At 65.8% G+C, this 17,733-nt stretch carries 15 protein-coding genes; 9 read left to right on the forward strand and 6 right to left on the reverse strand.

All coding sequences use genetic code 11. The annotated features are described in order from the left end of the window. Positions 1-100 precede the first annotated feature (100 nt). The 6 genes from K2Y42_RS12965 to K2Y42_RS12990 all read left to right on the forward strand — a co-directional run bounded on the left by K2Y42_RS12965 (position 101) and on the right by K2Y42_RS12990 (position 6,187). Complete coding sequence (locus tag K2Y42_RS12965; protein ID WP_366512407.1) at positions 101-1,168, forward strand: MaoC family dehydratase; 1,068 nt, start codon at positions 101-103, stop codon at positions 1,166-1,168. A 342-nt stretch (positions 1,169-1,510) separates the two neighbouring features. Beyond that, complete coding sequence (locus tag K2Y42_RS12970; RefSeq protein WP_291153081.1) at positions 1,511-2,473, forward strand: FAD-dependent oxidoreductase; 963 nt, start codon at positions 1,511-1,513, stop codon at positions 2,471-2,473. A 172-nt stretch (positions 2,474-2,645) separates the two neighbouring features. Continuing rightward, on the forward strand, positions 2,646-3,080 hold the full coding sequence (gene sdhC / locus K2Y42_RS12975) for a succinate dehydrogenase, cytochrome b556 subunit (protein WP_291153084.1): 435 nt from the start codon (positions 2,646-2,648) through the stop codon (positions 3,078-3,080). Further along, a complete protein-coding gene (sdhD, locus tag K2Y42_RS12980; protein WP_291153086.1) occupies positions 3,080-3,460 on the forward strand; it encodes a succinate dehydrogenase, hydrophobic membrane anchor protein in 381 nt (126 codons plus the stop codon). Before sdhC ends, sdhD begins: the two co-directional genes overlap by 1 nt. Before the next feature lie 7 nt (positions 3,461-3,467). Then, positions 3,468-5,321, forward strand: a complete 1,854-nt coding sequence (sdhA, locus tag K2Y42_RS12985) for a succinate dehydrogenase flavoprotein subunit (protein ID WP_291153088.1) — start codon at positions 3,468-3,470, stop codon at positions 5,319-5,321. A gap of 266 nt (positions 5,322-5,587) precedes the next feature. Beyond that, positions 5,588-6,187: a hypothetical protein gene (locus K2Y42_RS12990; protein ID WP_291153090.1), complete on the forward strand. Its 600-nt coding sequence runs from the start codon at positions 5,588-5,590 to the stop codon at positions 6,185-6,187. 10 nt (positions 6,188-6,197) lie between these two features. Here K2Y42_RS12990 and K2Y42_RS12995 read toward each other — a convergent pair whose 3' ends face one another. Further along, on the reverse strand, positions 6,198-7,553 hold the full coding sequence (locus K2Y42_RS12995; protein WP_291153091.1) for an ATP-binding protein: 1,356 nt from the start codon (positions 7,551-7,553) through the stop codon (positions 6,198-6,200). A gap of 210 nt (positions 7,554-7,763) precedes the next feature. Between K2Y42_RS12995 and ppk2 the strand changes: the two genes are divergently transcribed. Beyond that, positions 7,764-8,681: a polyphosphate kinase 2 gene (ppk2, locus tag K2Y42_RS13000; protein WP_291153092.1), complete on the forward strand. Its 918-nt coding sequence runs from the start codon at positions 7,764-7,766 to the stop codon at positions 8,679-8,681. A gap of 140 nt (positions 8,682-8,821) precedes the next feature. On the opposite strand, the gene K2Y42_RS13005 is transcribed toward ppk2, so the two are convergent. After that, entirely contained in the window at positions 8,822-9,262 is a 441-nt protein-coding gene (locus tag K2Y42_RS13005) for a hypothetical protein (RefSeq protein ID WP_291153094.1), read from the reverse strand. Between the two features lie 214 nt (positions 9,263-9,476). Here K2Y42_RS13005 and K2Y42_RS13010 point away from each other — a divergent pair, with 214 nt between their 5' ends. Both K2Y42_RS13010 and K2Y42_RS13015 read left to right on the forward strand, forming a co-directional pair. Next, complete coding sequence (locus K2Y42_RS13010) at positions 9,477-10,769, forward strand: hypothetical protein (RefSeq protein ID WP_291153096.1); 1,293 nt, start codon at positions 9,477-9,479, stop codon at positions 10,767-10,769. After that, the gene (locus K2Y42_RS13015; protein WP_291153097.1) at positions 10,766-11,680 is read left to right on the forward strand and encodes a thermonuclease family protein; all 915 of its coding nucleotides are present in this window, start codon (positions 10,766-10,768) and stop codon (positions 11,678-11,680) included. The genes K2Y42_RS13010 and K2Y42_RS13015 overlap by 4 nt, the downstream gene beginning before the upstream one ends. A gap of 192 nt (positions 11,681-11,872) precedes the next feature. Here the strand turns inward: K2Y42_RS13015 and K2Y42_RS13020 are convergent, their stop codons facing one another. From K2Y42_RS13020 to K2Y42_RS13035, 4 genes are all read right to left on the reverse strand, one after another. Continuing rightward, positions 11,873-12,730, reverse strand: coding sequence for a CarD family transcriptional regulator (locus K2Y42_RS13020; RefSeq protein ID WP_291153098.1), 858 nt, complete (start codon positions 12,728-12,730; stop codon positions 11,873-11,875). Positions 12,731-13,410: 680 nt separating this feature from the next. After that, positions 13,411-13,749: a ferredoxin FdxA gene (gene fdxA, locus K2Y42_RS13025; protein ID WP_291153100.1), complete on the reverse strand. Its 339-nt coding sequence runs from the start codon at positions 13,747-13,749 to the stop codon at positions 13,411-13,413. A gap of 130 nt (positions 13,750-13,879) precedes the next feature. Beyond that, positions 13,880-14,290, reverse strand: a complete 411-nt coding sequence (locus K2Y42_RS13030; RefSeq protein ID WP_291153102.1) for an RNA-binding S4 domain-containing protein — start codon at positions 14,288-14,290, stop codon at positions 13,880-13,882. Beyond that, complete coding sequence (locus K2Y42_RS13035; RefSeq protein ID WP_291153105.1) at positions 14,287-17,565, reverse strand: helicase-related protein; 3,279 nt, start codon at positions 17,563-17,565, stop codon at positions 14,287-14,289. Before K2Y42_RS13035 ends, K2Y42_RS13030 begins: the two co-directional genes overlap by 4 nt. Between the last annotated feature and the right edge of the window lie 168 nt (positions 17,566-17,733).

Below are 17,733 nucleotides of genomic sequence, written 5' to 3' on the forward strand. Positions count from 1 at the left end.
CGGAACCCAGCCCAGCCTCCCGGCAGCGCGGCGTCCTTGGCGAGCGAATTGGCGCACTCGCGTCCGCGCCGCAAAAATGGCATAGGACGCCCGAGATCAAATTCGGACGCGAGCGATGACCAAGACCAATCCAGGCAATTTCTTCGAAGACTACAGCGTCGGCCAAATCCTGAACCACGCCACGCCGCGCACGATCACGCCCGGCGACGTGGCCGTCTACAACAGCCTCTATGGCCCGCGCTTTGCGGTTCAGTCTTCGGACGAATTCGCCCGCGCCATCGGCTACCCGCGCTCGCCGGTCGACGACCTTTTGCTGTTCCATGTCGTGTTCGGCAAGACGGTGCCCGACGTCTCGCTCAACGCCATCGCCAACCTAGGCTACGCCAACGGGCGGTTTCTGAAGCCCGCCTATCCGGGCGACACGCTGTCCACGGTCTCGGAAGTGATCGGCCTCAAGGAGAACTCCAACAAGGAGACGGGAACGGTCTACGTCCGCTCGACGGGCCGCAACCAGACCGGCGAGGTCGTGCTCGAGTACACCCGCTGGGTGATGGTGCGGAAGCGCGACAAGGCTTCGCCTGCGCCTGAGGCCGTCGTGCCCAAGCTCACCGATCGCGTCGACCCCAAGGACATCGGCGTCGCGGTGCCGAAGCTCGACATCAGCGCCTACAATTTCGCCCAGGGCGGCGCGTCCTATCGCTGGGGCGGCTACGCGGTCGGCGAGAAGATCGACCATGTGGACGGCATGACGCTCGAAGAGGCCGAGCACCAGATGGCGACGCGCCTCTACCAGAACACCGCCAAGGTGCATTTCAACCAGCACACCGAGTCCAAGGGCCGCTTCGGCAAGCGCATCGTCTATGGCGGCGTGCCGATCTCGCTCGCGCGCGCGTTGTCGTTCAACGGCCTCAACAACGCGTTCCACATCGCTGCGATCAACGGCGGCCGGCACGTGGCGCCCTTGTTCGCTGGCGATACGGTCTATGCGTGGTCGGAGGTTCTGGAGAAGGCCGAGCTACCCGGGCGCACCGATGTCGGCGCACTCCGGACCCGGCTGGTCGCGGTCAAGAACCAGGACTGCGCGGCTCATCCGTTTAAGAAAGAGAGCGGTGAGTACGAGGATGGCGTGATCCTCGATCTCGACATCTGGCTGGTGCTGCCCAAGTAAGGGCTCTGGGAGGTAGCGCGAGTCTTTTCCGGTCTTCGCCGGATCGCGAAAAGACTCCAGTCCCTTGGATTTGTCGAGCTTCTCATCGGCAGCACTCTGTTGGGTCGTGCTTCCTCTCGGGCACCATGATTGGCATGGCTCCGCCATGACCGGGTGCCCACTTTTCCGGAAGCACTCTTGCTGTTGCCGCTTTTCGAATTCGCGCTATGAATGAGCGTGAAGGCCGTTGGCGAATCAACGGTCTCCCGCCGCGACGCGAACCATTTGATTTATGCTGATTTTTGAACACTCTTCATCCGTGGAGGGGCGGACCGGCCGCCAGCAAATGCGTTGACTCACAAGGTGGCTGTCATCGGAGCTGGGCTGGCGGGTCTATCGTGCGCATCGTATTTGCGGCGTGCGGGTTGCTTCGTTGAAGTGTTCGAGCAGGAGCGCGTGCTCGGCGGGCGGGTCGCCACGCTGCGTACCGGCACCGTCGCCTTCGATACGGGCGCCCAGTACCTGACCGCGCGCTCAGACAAATTCCGCTCCTATATCAACGAACTCGTCGCGTCCGGTTACGCGGCACGCTGGGACGCGAAGATGTCGTCCGGCGAGAACAAGGGCGTGCAGCTCCACACCTGGTATGTCGGCACGCCGGGCATGAGCTCGATCGTGCGGCCGCTCGCGGAGAGCGTTCGCGTCCACACCGGCAAGCGGGTCCACACGCTGACCCAGACCGACAAAGGTTGGATGGTCTGGTTCGAGGATCAGACGAGCGTCGGGCCGTTCGCGGCCGTGGCCGTCGCCATTCCCGCGCCCGAGGCGCGCCTGCTCGTCGGGCGCATCGAAGGCATGGTCGAGACGCTGTCGCGCGTGCGGATGCTGCCGACCTGGGCCGTGATGGTGCGCCTCGACGAACGGGTGCTGCCGGACCAGGACGTCTATTCGGACATGTCGGAAGTGCTGCGCTGGATCGCGCGGAACAACTCCAAGCCGGGCCGGAATAGCGCCGGGGAAACGATCGTGATCCACGCTTCGCCAAGCTGGAGCCGTGAGACCGAGGACGCCGATCCGCAATCCGTCGCCGAAGAGATCTGGGCCGAGGTGCGCAACCAGCTCAAGCTGCCGGACGTGAAGCCCTCGCAGATGGCGGCCCATCTCTGGCGCTACGGCCTCGTCGATCAGTCGCTCGGCGAATCCTTCATCTACTCCACGCACTACAAGCTCGGGACCTGCGGCGACTGGTGTCTTGGCCGATTGGCGGAACACGCCTACGAAAGTGGTCAGGGCCTCGGCAGGGCGATCGCGAGCTCGTTAATCTGACCTGTCACATCGCATTTTCGGCACGCCCTGCGAGCCATTCTTTGTGCGGCATTTGTCGAATTGCCCCGCTGGGTGGCGCGCGGTAAAACGCCAAAGGTCTCAAGGTACCTAGGCATTTGGGCGCCGAAGACCTTAGGACCATGTGTGCGTGCATCTGGGGGATCGAGGATCAATGGCCGACGCCAATGGCAACCTGCACACGAAAGCAGCCCTGAAAGCCGCCCGGCCGCTTTCACCGCACCTGCAGATCTACCGGCCGCTCGTCAACATGGTGATGTCGATCATCCATCGCATCACCGGCGTAGCGCTCTATGCCGGCACGCTTATCGTGGCGGCCGTTCTGGTCGCGGCGGCAAGCGGACCGGAGGCCTATAGCACCGCGACGGGACTGCTCGGCTCATGGCCGGGGCTGTTCGTGCTGTTCGGCTACACCTGGGCCCTGCTGCATCACCTCACCGGTGGCGTCCGCCATTTCATCTGGGATAGCGGGCACGGCTACGACCTCGACACTATCGATCTGCTCTCGTGGGGCACGCTGGCCGTCTCGCTCGCGGGAACGGTCGCGATTTGGGGCTATGTCCTGCTCACTCGGGGAGGAGCTGTCTGATGTCCATGCGCACGCCGCTCAAGGATGTTCGCGGCCTCGGCTCGGCCAAGGAAGGCGCGGATCATTTCTGGACTCAGCGCATGACGGGCGCGGCCAATCTCGTGCTGTCGCTGTTCGTCGTCGGCCTCGCGATTTCTCTGATTGGCGCCGACCATGCGTCCGTCGCCTCGACGCTCGGTCATCCGCTGGTCGGGCTCGCGCTCATTCTCTTCATCTGCTCGGCCGCGATCCACATGCGGATCGGCATGCAGGTGATCATCGAAGACTACGTTCACGGAGAGGGCGCAAAGCTCGCGCTGCTGATGCTCAACACTTTCTTTGCGATCGCCGTCGCCGCAGCGAGCGTCTTCTCCATCCTCAAGCTCTCCTTCGGAGGCTAGCGTCACTATGACTGCCAAGACCAACGGAAAGGGCCCGGCCAAGCCGGCCAGCGGACCGGCCCTGATCGGAGCGGCCTATCCCACGCAAGACCACACCTACGACGTCATCGTCGTGGGCGCGGGCGGCGCGGGACTGCGCGCCACGCTCGGCGCCGCCGAGGCGGGGCTGAAGACGGCCTGCATCACGAAGGTCTTTCCGACGCGCTCGCACACGGTGGCGGCACAGGGCGGCGTTGCCGCCTCGCTCGGCAACATGGGGCCCGACAACTGGCGCTGGCACATGTACGACACCGTCAAGGGGTCCGACTGGCTCGGCGATCAGGACGCCATCGAATACCTTTGCCGGCATGCGCCGGACGCCGTCTACGAGCTCGAGCATTACGGCGTGCCGTTCTCGCGCACCGAGGACGGCAAGATCTATCAGCGCCCGTTCGGCGGCATGACGACGGAATTCGGCTCGGGGCCGCCGGCACAGCGCACGTGCGCGGCCGCCGACCGCACGGGCCACGCGATGCTGCACACGCTGTACGGCCAGTCGCTGCGCCATTCGGCCGAGTTCTTCATCGAGTACTTCGCGCTCGATCTCCTGATGGACGAAGAAGGCGCCTGCCGCGGCGTGATCGCGCTGTCGATGGAAGACGGCACGCTGCATCGCTTCCGGGCCAAGCGGACCATTCTTGCGACGGGCGGCTACGGGCGCACGTACTTCTCGTGCACGTCGGCGCACACCTGCACCGGTGACGGCAACGCCATGGTGCTGCGCGCCGGCCTGCCGCTGCAGGACATGGAGTTCGTGCAGTTTCATCCGACCGGCATCTACGGCGCGGGCGTGCTGATCACCGAAGGCGCGCGCGGCGAAGGCGGCTATCTCACCAACAGCCAGGGCGAGCGCTTCATGGAGCGTTACGCGCCGCACGCCAAGGACCTCGCCTCGCGCGACGTCGTCTCGCGCTCGATGACGGTCGAGATCAGCGAAGGCCGCGGCGTCGGGCCCGAGGGCGACCACATCTATCTTCACCTCGATCACCTCGATCCGAAGATCCTGGCGGAGCGGCTGCCCGGCATCACGGAAAGCGCCAAGGTGTTCGCCGGCGTCGACCTCACGCGCCAGCCGATCCCGGTGCTGCCGACGGTCCATTACAACATGGGCGGCATTCCGACGAACTATCACGGCGAGGTGCTGACGCTGCGCGGCGGCAATCCGGACCACGTCGTGCCCGGCCTGATGGCTATCGGCGAGGCGGCCTGCGTCTCGGTGCACGGCGCCAACCGGCTCGGCTCGAATTCCCTGATCGATCTTGTCGTGTTCGGGCGCGCAGCCGCGATCCGCTGCGCCGAGACCATCGAGAAGAGCGGCACGCAGCCGGATTTCGCGCGCGCCTCGACCGAGCAGGCATTGAGCCGCCTCGATCGCTTCCGCTACGCCAAGGGCGGCTCGCCTACGGCAGCTCTCAGGCTGCGCATGCAGAAGGTGATGCAGAAGCATTGCGCGGTCTTCCGCGACGGGCCTCTGCTCAAGGAGGGCGTGAAGCAGATTGGCGAAATCTGGAAGGCGTCCGACGACATCGGCGTGACGGACCGCTCGCTGATCTGGAATTCGGACCTGGTCGAAACGCTGGAGTACGACAATCTCATCTCGCAGGCGGCTGTCACGGTCGTCGGCGCCGAGAACCGCAAGGAAAGCCGCGGCGCACACGCACGCGAGGACTTCCCCAATCGCGACGACGCGAACTGGATGAAGCACACGCTCGCTTTCGCGGACTGCGCCAACAAGTCGGTCAAGCTCGATTTCCGGCCCGTGCATACGCGCACGCTGACGAACGAGATCGCCTACATCGAGCCGAAGGCGCGCGTGTACTGACGCCTCAGGCTGCGCGCAGGAGGGCGGTTTGGCAGACGCGGGCTTGCCAGGCGCGCTTCGGCGCGGCGCTCGTGTGGACTTGGCGGCCGCCAGCTCGGACCCCTTTTCACGACGGGAAGATAAGAAAAAAGCCGCCGTCTTCTCGACAGACTGGCGTGCTCCATGCTGCGGGTGCGCAGCGGAGCCCTTGCCACGAACGGCGGCAACGTAAATTGTGCCTCCTCCCGTCCTCCCAAAAGGCGGGCACAGGCACCAGAAGGTAAGCATTGGCCAAAGATCCCGGACCTACGGCGAGCGAAGAGAGCGACTCGCGGCTTGCGCCGGACCCGTTCGCGGCGGTGCTGCCGGCCATCGCGGCGCTCGGCACCATCGCGTCGATCGCGACCATCAATTGGGCCGCCCGCGAGCGCACCACGGACCGCATGCGCCCGAAGCGCAAGGCCGTCACCGCGCTGCGCGAACTCGAGACCTGCTGCCTGCATCTCACCGAGATCTTCCGCCGCTTTCAGCGCAACCCGAAACTGTTTGCGGGCGAAGGCGCGCAAGGCTCGTCGCCGCTCAAGTTCGGGGTGCACGGGCCGCGCGTCGGGCTGGACGCAACCAAGCTCTACCAGCAGTCGATCAACGACGTGGCGTCGATGCTGGTGCTGGCCTCGCAGAGCGCCTTCGAAGTGATGTGCGCCGTCGAGGACGGCACGATCGAGGCGCCGGAGGACATTTTCTTCGGCTTCGGCGAGTGCCAGGATCGGCTCAACAAGCTGATCCAGAACCGCGCCACGCTGAAGGCCTCCGTCGATACAGGTGCGGAGGTGGCGGACAAGCTCGCCGCGCTCGTGCGCGAGCTGAAAAAGTACCGCACGGACTAGACGCGGTGCGCTAGCCGCGGGAACCCAGCTCATCGAACAGCAGCGAGAACGTCGAGCCCGTGCCGACGACGCTCGAAATCCTGAGCTCGCCGCTGTGGCGGATGACGATGTGCTTGACGATGGCGAGTCCGAGGCCCGTGCCGCCCTTGTCGCGGCTGGCTGCGGCATTTGCACGATAGAAGCGCTCGGTCAGGCGCGGCAAATGCTCCGGCGCGATGCCCGGCCCATCGTCGGCAATGGCCACGAGCGCGCGCGGTTGCGGCGGCGTGCCGTCCAGCACGCGCGACACGGCGACTTCGACGCGGCCGTTCTCCTTGCCGTACTTGATGGCGTTGTGGACCAGGTTCTGGATCACCTGCACGATCTCGTCGCGGTCGCCACGAATGCGGATCAGAGACTCGCTTTTGGTGACAATGATCTTGATCTTGGATGAGGCGGCGAGCGGCTCGAGCGCCTGGGCGACGTAGGCAGCAACCTCGTTCAGCTCGACGATGCCGCGCGGGCGAAGATGGACGCGCATCTCGACGCGGCTCAGCGACAGCAAATCGTCGATCAGGCGCGTCATGCGGTTGGCCTGGCTCGACATGATGCCGAGGAAGCGCTCGCGTGCCTGGACGTCGTCGCGCGCGGGGCCCTGCAGCGTCTCGACGAAGCCGCGCAGCGACGCCAAGGGCGTGCGCAGCTCGTGGCTCGCGTTGGCGATGAAGTCGGCACGCATCTGGGCAAGCTTGTCCTGCTCGGACATGTCGCGCAGCGAAATGATGAGGAAGGGCAGGCCGGTCTGCCGGCTGTCGCGGCCGCCAAGCCGCGAGACGGTTGCCGAGATCCGCCGCTCGACGGGGACACGTTCGAACAGGTCGACGACGACGGGCTCGGCGGACAACACGGCGCGTTCCACCGCTTCGTTCAGTTCCGGATTACGCGAGACATGGCTCAGCGGCTGCTGCACCCGCACTCTCGGGAAGAGATCCTCGAACATCGCATTGAAGTGCATCACGACGAAGTTGTGGTCGAGCGCGACCACGGCGTCGGGCATGGCATCGACGAGTGGCCGCCAGCCGCCGTCGTCGCCCGTATCCCGCCGCGACGGCGACCAAGTCCGCGAAGCCTCCTCGCTGCGCTCCTCGTCACTGCCCGGCGCGGCCTGCTGCATGATGATCGTGGCCATGAGCCCGAAACCGGCGAGCGCCACCCATGCCGGGACATCGCCTGCGCCCATCAGAACGAGAAAGAGCATGCCGGTGATCGTCAGCGCCCCCATGCGCACGCGCATGCGGCGGCCGGCAGCGCGAAGCACAGCCTGGGTTTGCCCGAGCGTGGATGTGAGCGCCGGGAGAATTCGTGAAAGCAGCGGGCGATCCGTCATGGGACCGCATAATGCCTCGATCGCCGCAACCGCCTCAACCCTTACGGTGAGCGGTCCTGCTGGCCTTGGCGATTCATACCCTGTCGCTATGATGCTCATCGACGTCCGCCTGGAGGGATTGCCCATCGCAATCCGGCGACCCGATAAACAACACTTGTGTGACAGTTCATCCGTGGCACCGGCTGAACGTCACGAACCGAGGACAGACGCATGGGAAAAGACAAGGACGGGACCAAGTCCAAGGATGCCAAGCCGGAGAAGGCCGCAAAGGCGGGTCCGGGGGCCGTATTCGACATCGACGATCCCGTCTTTCCGGAAGCGCTCGACGAGCGGGCGTTGAAGTCGGGCGGCTACCCCTACGACGACAAGCTCAAGCGCGGGCTTTATGAGGACGACCTGCAAAAGCTGCAACTCGAGCTCATCAAGTTGCAGGCCCACATCGAGGAGAAGGGCGAGCGGCTCGTCGTCGTGTTCGAAGGGCGCGACACGTCGGGCAAGGGCGGCTGCATCTCGCGCATCCTGGAGCGGATCAACCCGCGCCATTCGCGCTCCGTAGCGCTGTCCAAGCCGACCGAAGCCGAACGCGGGCAATGGTATTTTCAGCGCTATATCAGTCATTTGCCCACGAAGGGCGATTTGGTTCTGTTCGACCGGAGCTGGTACAATCGCGCGGGCGTCGAGCGCGTGATGGGGTTCTGCACCGAGGAGCAGGTGGCGCGCTTTCTGCGCGACGCGCCGGAGTTCGAGGCCCTGCTGGTGCGCGACGACATCCGCTTCTTCAAGATCTACCTGACGGTCGGCCAGGAAATGCAGCTCAAGCGCTTCCACGAGCGCCGGCACGATCCGTTCAAGCAGTGGAAAGTGACCGACATCGATCTCGCGGCCATCAACAAGTACGACGACTACTCGCGCGCCGAGGCGGAGATGCTGCGCCATACGCATACGGCCGTCAGTCCGTGGACGGTCATCAACGCCAACGATCAGCGCCGCGCGCGCCTCGAGGCGATGCGGGTGATCCTCGGCCGGCTCGACTACGCGAAAAAAGACGCGGCGGCGATCGGCGCCATCGATCCCAAAATCACCGTTCCGGCGCCCGAGTATCTCGACCGCCTCAACGCGAAGGCCTGACGCGGCCCGCCGCAAAAGCAGACGCCCGGCCGCGCACTGCAGCCGGGCGTCTTGTCTTGCCGTGATGCACGTTTGGCCGTGACTCACGTGAAATCAATCACGGGTGTATACGGCACCGTGAAACGCGGCGGCAGCCTCGTTCAGGGCAGGCGGCACCCCGACGACAGGAAGCCGTACAGCCAGGCGGTCACGGCACCGAAGCCCGTTGCGGTGACCAGGAACGGCCAGATCAGGTTGATGTCCTGGTTGAGGAACAGGGGCTCGCCCTTGACGAGGGGCATCAGCACCAGCGCGCCGAGGACACCCGGGCCGATCAGCCCCAGCAGCGCGCCGCGCAGGGTCATCGAGCCACGCGGCACGGCGCCCAGAATCAGCGCGAACAGTGCGCCCCAGACGCCGCCCAGGACGGCATCGGTCGCAATCTGCGGATAGCCGGTCAGCGTCGACGGCTCCATCGACCACGGAATGCGCGTTGTATATTCATGAATGTACAGCCATTGGCTGATCAGCTCGTGCACCGTCACCATGGCGATGGCGCCGGCAATGAAGCCAAGCAGCAGCGATTTCAGTACGGATCCCATCTTTGTCGTCTCCCCTTTTCTTTTATGGCCGAAAGCAAGTGTTCGCAGTGTTTTCGGGAAGTATTGACCCGTTCGAGTCCCATTGGATAGGGCGCACACACCACAACGCCGGGCTATCTGATTTGACCGATGTGAGCCAAAGTCATCCCGTATAAGCCAAATATTCAACCTTTGGTTGTTATCGTCGATCCGATGTCACACATCGGAGCGTGCGATGAGTTCCGTCAAAGTCGAACGCGTGCCGGTCGAGATCCTGGGACTGGGATGGCTGGGTTTCGATCACCTGCAGATCGTCTTCGAGACCGGCCTCCAGCCGCTGAAATCGCCGCAAGACGGATGGTTTGTGATTGAGGGTCTGCGCGAGGCCGGACCTGACGGGATCGTTCTCGACGTGGAAGGCTGGGACGGGGGCACCACGCTTTCGGATGCCAACGGAGGGCTGACCGGCGAGGCTTTGACCGAGAGGCTCGGACTTCCGATGGGGCGGGGATCGCGCGCAGTGGTCGAGGGACCCGCGAGCCTCGAAGCGTGGGCGACGCTCGTCTCCTATGCGGCTGACATCGCCGGGCAGCGCTTTCCCTACATCGCCGTTTCGCCGGCCGGCTCGCCGCTGCCGACGATCAACTCGTCGTCGCTGGTCGCGTCGCTGCTGTTCCACGCAGGGATCGACGTCGACAGTGCGCTTCCGCACGGAACCCTGCTCTCGCCCGGGCTTCGCACGCTGCTCGGCACGTCCGGCTCCGACACGCTTTCGGTCGGGCACGGGTTCACCACGCTCGTGGGCGGGGCGGGCGACGACGTGCTGATCGGCGGCGACGATCCGGGCCAGACCGACAAACTCTACGGCGGGCGCGGCAACGACGTGATCCGCTGGTCGCACGGCGTCAATATCATCCACGGCGGGCAGCCCGGGCTCTCCTACGATCAGGACGGCACGGACACCGTCGACTATTCGGGGGCGGGCGAGTTGCGCATCGAAGCGGCGCCGCCCGGCGCGCCTCACCTCGCGCCCGACTTCATCGTCACGCACGCGCGGGGCCAAGACTTTCTGTTCTCGATCGAAGACATCATCTGGGACGTGAGCCGCGACCGCGTTGTGGCCGGTCCCGGCGTGGGGCTCGGCTTGGGGCTCGGAGAGGGTCTGGGGGTGGGTGCCCGTCCGGGCGTTGGCGCGCGACAGCGTCCGGGGCCGTCGCCGTCCGATGGACTGCCGGTGTCGCCTGTGGTCGGCGACGAGCCCATAGGCCGCGACCCTCAGCGCCCGCGCAGGCCCGTGTCGATGACCGAACCCGGCGGGGCGCCTGAGACCGAGCCCGAGACCGATCTCGCGCACGGCCTCGCACGGGATGGGGATCTGGATGAGACCATTGACGCGGACACCGGCGTGACGCTCAACTGGGCCGAGGCGGCCGCTTTCGATACGCCCCTCGATCTCGACATCGACGATCTGCTGGATCCGGCGGCTCTCGTTCCGGCCACCGATCTCGTGATTTCAAGTTTGACGTGAAACGGTTGCGACAGCATCCGTTGCGCTTCCACGCCGAGACCCATCCGCCGGGACAGATCTTCGTGCCTCGCATTCGTCCGCTTTTTCTCCTCGCGCTTTTCCTGGCACCGGCATTTTTCTCCGCGCGCGCCGAGGCGGAAATCGCCTGCGCGCCTGAGACGGGTCCATCGCACTACGTTGCCCGTGTCATCGACGGCGACACGCTGGTGCTCGACGACGGGCGCGAGGTGCGTCTGATCGGGGCGCTGGCTCCCAAACCGGATCTCAGCCTCGGCTCAGCGGAAGGCTGGCCGCCTGCGGACGCGAGCCGCCGAGCCCTAGAAGAGCTGGTGGGCGGCCGGCAGGTGACGCTGCATTTCGCGGGCGGCAAGCTGGACCGGTACAAGCGGGTGCTGGCGCAGCTTTCGGTGGCGCAGCCGGCCGGCGCGGCTTGGGTGCAGCAGCATATGATCCTCTCGGGACAGGCCAGGGCCTACGCCTTGCCGGGAGACGCACCCTGCCTCGTGGCGCTGCTCCAGGCCGAAACGGAGGCGCGACTGGCCCGGCGCGGCCTCTGGAGCGACGACCGTTTCCCGGTCTACGACGCTGCGGACCCGGATGCGCTGTTGCGCCTGACCGGGCGGTTCGCAATCGTGCAGGGCACGGTGCGGACGGCCGCGCGTACGAAAGAGACCACCTACATCAATTTCGGCGAACGCTGGCGCGACGACTTCACCGCGAGCCTGCCCACCGCCGTCGTCGACCGCGGCGGCGCCGAGGTTGCCACGCGGATCGAGGGATTGGCGGGACGCCGAATCCGCGTGCGCGGCTGGATCGAGCGGCGCAACGGCCCGATGATCGTGCTCAGCACCGTGGACGCGATCGAAATCCTAGATGGCGCGAACACGGGCGCCGCCGACCAGGGAGATTAAATCGAAAAGCCCGTCGTTTCAAAGCCATCCCTCCTGGCATCCCAAGCCCTCGCGGCAGGGAGATTAAATGGGACGGGTTCCCGGATCTGGGGAGAGCCGCGGGGAGAAAAACGCAAAACGCCCCGCCGGTGAGGGCAGGGCGTTTCGAACTTCACGATAGCAACCGGACCGACGGGGTGCCCGTCAATCCTTTCAGGCGGCCTTCACTTCGGCGTCGGCGCCTTCGGCCAAACGGCGGCCGCGAGCGCTCTTCGACAGAACCTCAGTGATGCGCTGCACTGCACCGCGCTCGTCCAGCTTCTCGACGGCCGCGAGCTCGCGGGCCATCCGGTCGAGCGCGTCCTCATAGAGCTGGCGCTCGGAGTAGGACTGCTCGGGCTGGGCCTCGGAGCGGTACAGGTCGCGCACGACCTCAGCGATCGAGATGAGATCGCCCGAGTTGATCTTGGCGACGTATTCCTGGGCGCGGCGGCTCCACATGGTGCGCTTCACGCGCGCGCGGCCCTTGAGGGTCTCCATCGCCTTCTTGACGATGCCGTCGTCGGCGAGCTTGCGCATGCCGACGCTGTCGAGCTTTCCGGTCGGAACGCGCAGCGTCAGCTTCTCCTTGTCGAAGGTGATGACGAACAGCTCGAGCGACATGCCCGCAATTTCCTGCTCCTCGATGCCGACGATGCGGCCGACGCCGTGGGCCGGATAGACGATGAATTCGTTCGTCTTGAAGCCGTGGCGCTGGCTGACCGACTTCTTCTGGGCGTTCTGAGCCGCGATGGCGCGGGCTGCAGCCGCCGTCTTCTCGGCGATGTCCTTGGGGGACGCGGGCTGAACGGGGGCCGTCAGCTTCTGGCCGCCAGACTTGGACAGGGCCGCGGCGGCGCGGGCCGGGCTCACCGCGGCGCGCGCGGGGGCAGCAGGCGCAGCAACGGGGGCGGCGGCCTTCTTGGGCGCTGCAGCAGCAACCTTGGCCGCCGGGGCGGCAGCTCGAGACGGAGGAACAACGGCCTTCAACGTCGGCTTCTTGGCGTTGGAGGTGCCCGCTGCTTTCTTCATCTCAATCCCTTTCACGGCAGTTTTGACGACAGTTTTAGCGCCGGCCGCTTTCGCTGCGCCGGGCTTCTTGGATTGGTTCGATGAGACAGCGGCAGACTTGGCAGCAGCTTTGACCGGCGCTTTCACAGCGGGGGCCGGGCGGGCCGCTTTTGCCGAAGGGGGCGCTTTGGACGTGCGGGCCTTTGCGTGCGCTTTGCTTTTCTGAGCCATAGGCTTCGTCTCACTCTCTCGTATCACGAACACTCAACCCCGGGTGGGTTAAGCCATACTATACAACCGGACTTTGCCCGCCGTCCGTCGAGTCACACACAAACCCCGACCGGCGGCCATGTGTTTGCCGTCGTTTCAGGGTCTCCCTCCTATGTCGGATCGCAGTGCAGAAATCGCCAGCCCGTGTTCTTCGCGTCAGACGAATAGTCTCAGCCCGCGAGGCGTGCATTTTGACACGCCTCAACATTCCGTCACGAACAGGGGGGTGCGTCCGTGAAGGGTGCTCTGATGGGCCAGGTTTGTTTGCATTCCGTTCTACAATCACCGAGCATTACTTATAACACAAAATCAGTGATTATTGAAGGGTGCGCCCGAATATAGGTGATCTAGCGCTTAAGGAACTTGCTTAAGTCACCGATTTGGTGCAATGCACATTTTTAGCCTTAGGGCCGGGCGGGCGCAGTCAAACGTCAGTCGCCAGAGCCGGGCTCCGAAGAAAAATATTTATCAAACTTGTCTTTTTCATCTCTGTACTGGTCTGCTTCAGCCAGTGCAGGCTTCTTTGAAGTAATATTTGGCCACTTGTCTGCGTATTCGCGGTTTACCTCAAGCCAACGCTCAAGACCCGGCTCCGTGTCCGGCTTGATCGCATCAACGGGGCACTCAGGCTCGCAGACGCCGCAGTCGATGCACTCGTCGGGATGGATGACCAACATATTGTCACCCTCGTAGAAGCAATCGACCGGGCACACCTCCACGCAGTCCGTGAACTTGCACTTGATGCACTTTTCGTTGACGACGTAGGTCATTGCTGACGGGTCCGGATCACCATGCCTTCGCGCGAATGGGCGCTGGCCCTGGGGTGTGCCAAAAGCCGGACCCCATAGCAAGTCCCGCGACGCCACATCCCCGCCCGGATCAGGCGCTCTCCCAAGCTACTCAGCGTTCGCCATTGAAGGCGTCGATCTTGCGCCGCTCGCGCTTGGTCGGCCGGCCGGACCCTGAGGCGCGCTCAGCCCAGGCGCTGGTGGGCGCGGCCTCGCTGCGCGGAGGCGGTGGCGGGCTCAGATCCTCGTACAGCAGGCGCGCCTCGGGGGCGGGGCCGCGGCGGGTTCCGGGCGCCACGACGCGCAGCACGCGGATGTTCTTCGAAATGCGGGACGTGATGACGTCACCCGGCTTGATCGTGTGACTGGCCTTGGTCACCGTCACACGGTTGACCTTGATCTTGCCGCCGGTCACCTCGGCGGCGGCCGTCGTCCGCGATTTCGTCAGGCGCGCGAACCACAACCATTTGTCGAGCCGTTGCCCGCTCTCGCCTGGGCCACCGCTCGACACGGGCTCGGTCATGTCGGGTTTTTCTCCCGGGCCTGCTTGGCGAGCGCTTCGCGCAGCGCGCCGAGCTGGGCAAACGGCGAATCCGGATCCACGGCGCCGCCCTTCTTCGACGGCGGGCTGGCCGAGCGCATCATCGGTGCGTTGCGGTCCTCATGGCGGCGGCGATCGTCACGTCGGCCGTCACGGCGATGGTCATCGCGGTTGCGGTCGCCCTGGCTGCCACCGCCCTCGCGGCCGCGCTGCGGACGCGGCCGGTTGCGGTCGTTGTCGCGCGCGTTGCGATCGTTATCACGGGGACCGCGATCGCGGCCGCGGTCGCGATGCTGCGGGCGGCCACCTGGCGTTGCCGCATCGGCGGAGGCCGGATTTGCGTCCTGCGGTGCCGCGGTGCCGTCGCCGGCGGGCGCCTGCGCAGCAGCCGGGCGGTCATTCGGCTGGCCATGCGCGCCGGGACGCCGGCCCTGGTGGCGCCGGCGGTCGCCGCGCTCGTTGTTGCGCGACGGGTCGCGGGCGGCGCGGTCGCCTTCGCGGGGCGCCGGGCGTTCGTCGTGACGGCGCTTCGGCCGCCAGATCTCGATCACAGTGGGCACGGCAGCTTCGGCCTTCACGGGCTCAGCGGTCGTGTCGGGTGCTGCGTCCGCGGTCTCAACCGGCGCGGCGGGAGCCTCTTCGGCACCACCAGCTTCGACCGTCTCCGCAGATTCCGACGCGGCTTCAGCAGCCGGCGCTTCGCTCACCGGAGCGGCGATGTCCTCGTTCGCGGAGACCGCGTCGGCTGCGATAGCATCCGCCGGAGCTGCGGGTGTTGCCGCGACCGGCGCGGGCGAAGGCGTCACCGTCTTGCGGTCGACGCGGAAGCCCAGCGCCTTCAGCACGTGGCTCAATTCATCGGGCGAGCAGCCGAGGATCGACATCATCTCGGGCGTGACGACGAAGCCGCCGTCGCCGGTCGAGCCCTTGGGCGGCTGCACCGGATTGTCCGGCTTGGCCCGCCACGCCAGCAGCGGGCGGATGAGATCGGCCAGGCGCTCGAGGATGTCGAGCCGCACGGCGCGCGGCCCGCACAGGTGGAAGCCGTAGACGCGATAGAGCGCCTCGGGCGTAGCCGGGTTGGCGGGCGCGGAGGTGAGACCGGCGCGCGGCAGCTCCGGCAGGGCCTCCAGCGAGAGGCCGTTTGCGGCCGCGTTCTTCAGTGCCCACAGGGTGGCTGCAAGCTCAGCGGGCGCCGGCTTCAAGAGCTGCGGGAAGTAGATGTTGAAGGCCCCGAAACGGACGCCGTACTTGCGGAGCTGGGCGCGCGCCTCCTGATCGAGGTGCTTCATCATGTCGGTGATCTGCTCGCGCTTCAGCATGCCGAAGCTTTCCGTCAGGCGGAATGCGATGCCGCGTGCGAGGCCCGTCACGTCTTCGGCCTTGGCAATGTCGACCAGCGGCTTCAGGCGCTCGGCGATGATCTCGTCGCGCCAGGCTTCGAGACGCGCCTGCACCTTTTCGCGGTCGGGCGGCGACAGATGCTCGTCGGCGAGCACGGCGACGAGCGGCTTGAGCGGATCGTCGGACGCTTCGAGGGTGGCGATTTCCTCATCGCGCCACAGGATGCGCGCCGAGCGCGAGAGCTTGAACGCCTCCGACTTGGCGGCGGCGACGCGGCGGGCGCGCATGCCGAGCTCGCGCGACAGCACCTGTGCAGCCGCGTTGCGCGCGGCCTTGGCATTGACGCCTTCGGTTTGCGTCTCGGGCGAGAAGCGGAAGCCCTTGAGGCTGCCGATGGCATGATTTTCGACGGTGATGGCGCCGTCCTCTCCGATCTCGGCGGCGAGCTCTTCCTTGTCGCGCATGCCCTTCATGAGGGCGCTGGTGCGCCGGTCGACGAACCGCTGCGTCAACTGCTCGTGGAGCGCGTCCGACAGGCTGTCCTCGATGGCGCGCGTGCGGCCCTGCCAGTGGCCCGGGTCCTTGAGCCAGTCGGCGCGGTTCGACACGAACGTCCAGGTGCGGATGTGGGCGATGCGGTTGGCGAGCGTGTCGATGTCGCCGTCGGTGCGATCGGCGAACGCGACCTGCTTGGCGAACCAATCCTCGGGCACGCGGCCTTCGCCGCTCATCAGGTAGCCATAGAGAGAGGCGCACAGCTCGGCGTGGTTCTGCGACGAGATCTTGCGGTAGTCGGGAACCTGGCAGACCTCCCACAGGCGCTGCACGGCGGCGGGCGAGTTTGCGTAAGACGCGATCTCGCGGATGTTCGACAGCGTCTCGAGGGCGGCCACGTCGTCGGCCATGCGCGCCCGTGTCAGGCGCTGCTCGTTCGGCATTTCGCGCAGGCTGTCGCGCAGGCGCTCGAGCGTCGAGAAGTCGAGGCGGCGGTTGCGCCACTGCAGAACGCGCACGCTTTCGAAGTTGTGCGTTTCGAGACGCTCGACGAGATCCGCGTCGAATGGCTCGCAGTTGCCTGTCACGCCGAACGTGCCGTCGTTCATGTGACGGCCGGCGCGGCCGGCGATCTGGCCGATTTCGTTGGCGGTCAGGTTGCGGAAGTTCTGGCCGTCAAATTTGCGCATGGCCGAGAAGGCGACGTGATCGACATCGAGGTTGAGGCCCATGCCGATTGCGTCGGTAGCGACGAGGAAGTCCACATCGCCGGACTGATAGAGCGCGACCTGCGCGTTGCGCGTGCGCGGCGAGAGCGCGCCGAGCACCACGGCCGTGCCGCCGCGCTGGCGGCGGATCAGCTCCGCAATGGCGTAGACCTCATTGGCGGAGAAGGCGACGACGGCCGTGCGGCCGGGCAGGCGCGTGATCTTCTTCTCGCCCGCGTAGGTGAGCTGCGAGAGGCGGGGGCGGGAAATGAAGTTGGCGCCGGGAATGAGATCCTGGATGGCTTCGCGCATGGTCTGCGCGCCGAGCAGAAGCGTCTCCTTGCGGCCGCGCGCGTACAGCAGGCGATCCGTGAAGACGTGGCCGCGCTCGGGATCGGCGGCGAGCTGTATTTCGTCGATGGCCAGGAAGTCGACGTCGATGTCGCGCGGCATCGCCTCGACGGTCGCGACCCAGTAGCGGGCGCGCTCGGGCTTGATCTTTTCTTCGCCGGTGATGAGCGCGACCTTGTCGGCACCGATGCGGGCGGCGATCTTGTCGTAGACCTCGCGGGCGAGCAGCCGCAGCGGAAGGCCGATCATGCCGCTCTCGTGACCCAGCATGCGCTCGATCGCGAGGTACGTTTTACCGGTGTTTGTGGGGCCGAGAACCGCGGTCACATTGCGAATGCGCGCTTCGAAATCACTCGCCATACGCGAAATCTCCATTACAGACGCCCCTGGCATTGCATTGCGGGCAAGCGAGATCAAGCGTTTCGTTTCAAGGACCTGCGGACATTCGGTTGGCGTGGCCCGGACGAGGGCGGAGCGAGCGCGCCAAGGCCGCTTGGCTCCGGCCTCAAGACGGCGAAAACCGGCACG

It is taken from the genome of Hyphomicrobium sp. (assembly GCF_019744875.1).
Lineage (GTDB): Bacteria > Pseudomonadota > Alphaproteobacteria > Rhizobiales > Hyphomicrobiaceae > Hyphomicrobium_C.

Coding starts and splice junctions, on each gene's coding strand:
- sdhC (WP_291153084.1), top strand. CDS start 2,646: ATGGCCGACGCCAATGGCAACCTGCACACGAAAGCAGCCCTGAAAGCC.
- sdhD (WP_291153086.1), top strand. CDS start 3,080: ATGTCCATGCGCACGCCGCTCAAGGATGTTCGCGGCCTCGGCTCGGCC.
- sdhA (WP_291153088.1), top strand. CDS start 3,468: ATGACTGCCAAGACCAACGGAAAGGGCCCGGCCAAGCCGGCCAGCGGA.
- K2Y42_RS12995 (WP_291153091.1), bottom strand. CDS start 7,553: ATGACGGATCGCCCGCTGCTTTCACGAATTCTCCCGGCGCTCACATCC.
- ppk2 (WP_291153092.1), top strand. CDS start 7,764: ATGGGAAAAGACAAGGACGGGACCAAGTCCAAGGATGCCAAGCCGGAG.
- K2Y42_RS13005 (WP_291153094.1), bottom strand. CDS start 9,262: ATGGGATCCGTACTGAAATCGCTGCTGCTTGGCTTCATTGCCGGCGCC.
- K2Y42_RS13010 (WP_291153096.1), top strand. CDS start 9,477: ATGAGTTCCGTCAAAGTCGAACGCGTGCCGGTCGAGATCCTGGGACTG.
- K2Y42_RS13020 (WP_291153098.1), bottom strand. CDS start 12,730: ATGAAGAAAGCAGCGGGCACCTCCAACGCCAAGAAGCCGACGTTGAAG.
- fdxA (WP_291153100.1), bottom strand. CDS start 13,749: ATGACCTACGTCGTCAACGAAAAGTGCATCAAGTGCAAGTTCACGGAC.
- K2Y42_RS13030 (WP_291153102.1), bottom strand. CDS start 14,290: ATGACCGAGCCCGTGTCGAGCGGTGGCCCAGGCGAGAGCGGGCAACGG.
- K2Y42_RS13035 (WP_291153105.1), bottom strand. CDS start 17,565: ATGGCGAGTGATTTCGAAGCGCGCATTCGCAATGTGACCGCGGTTCTC.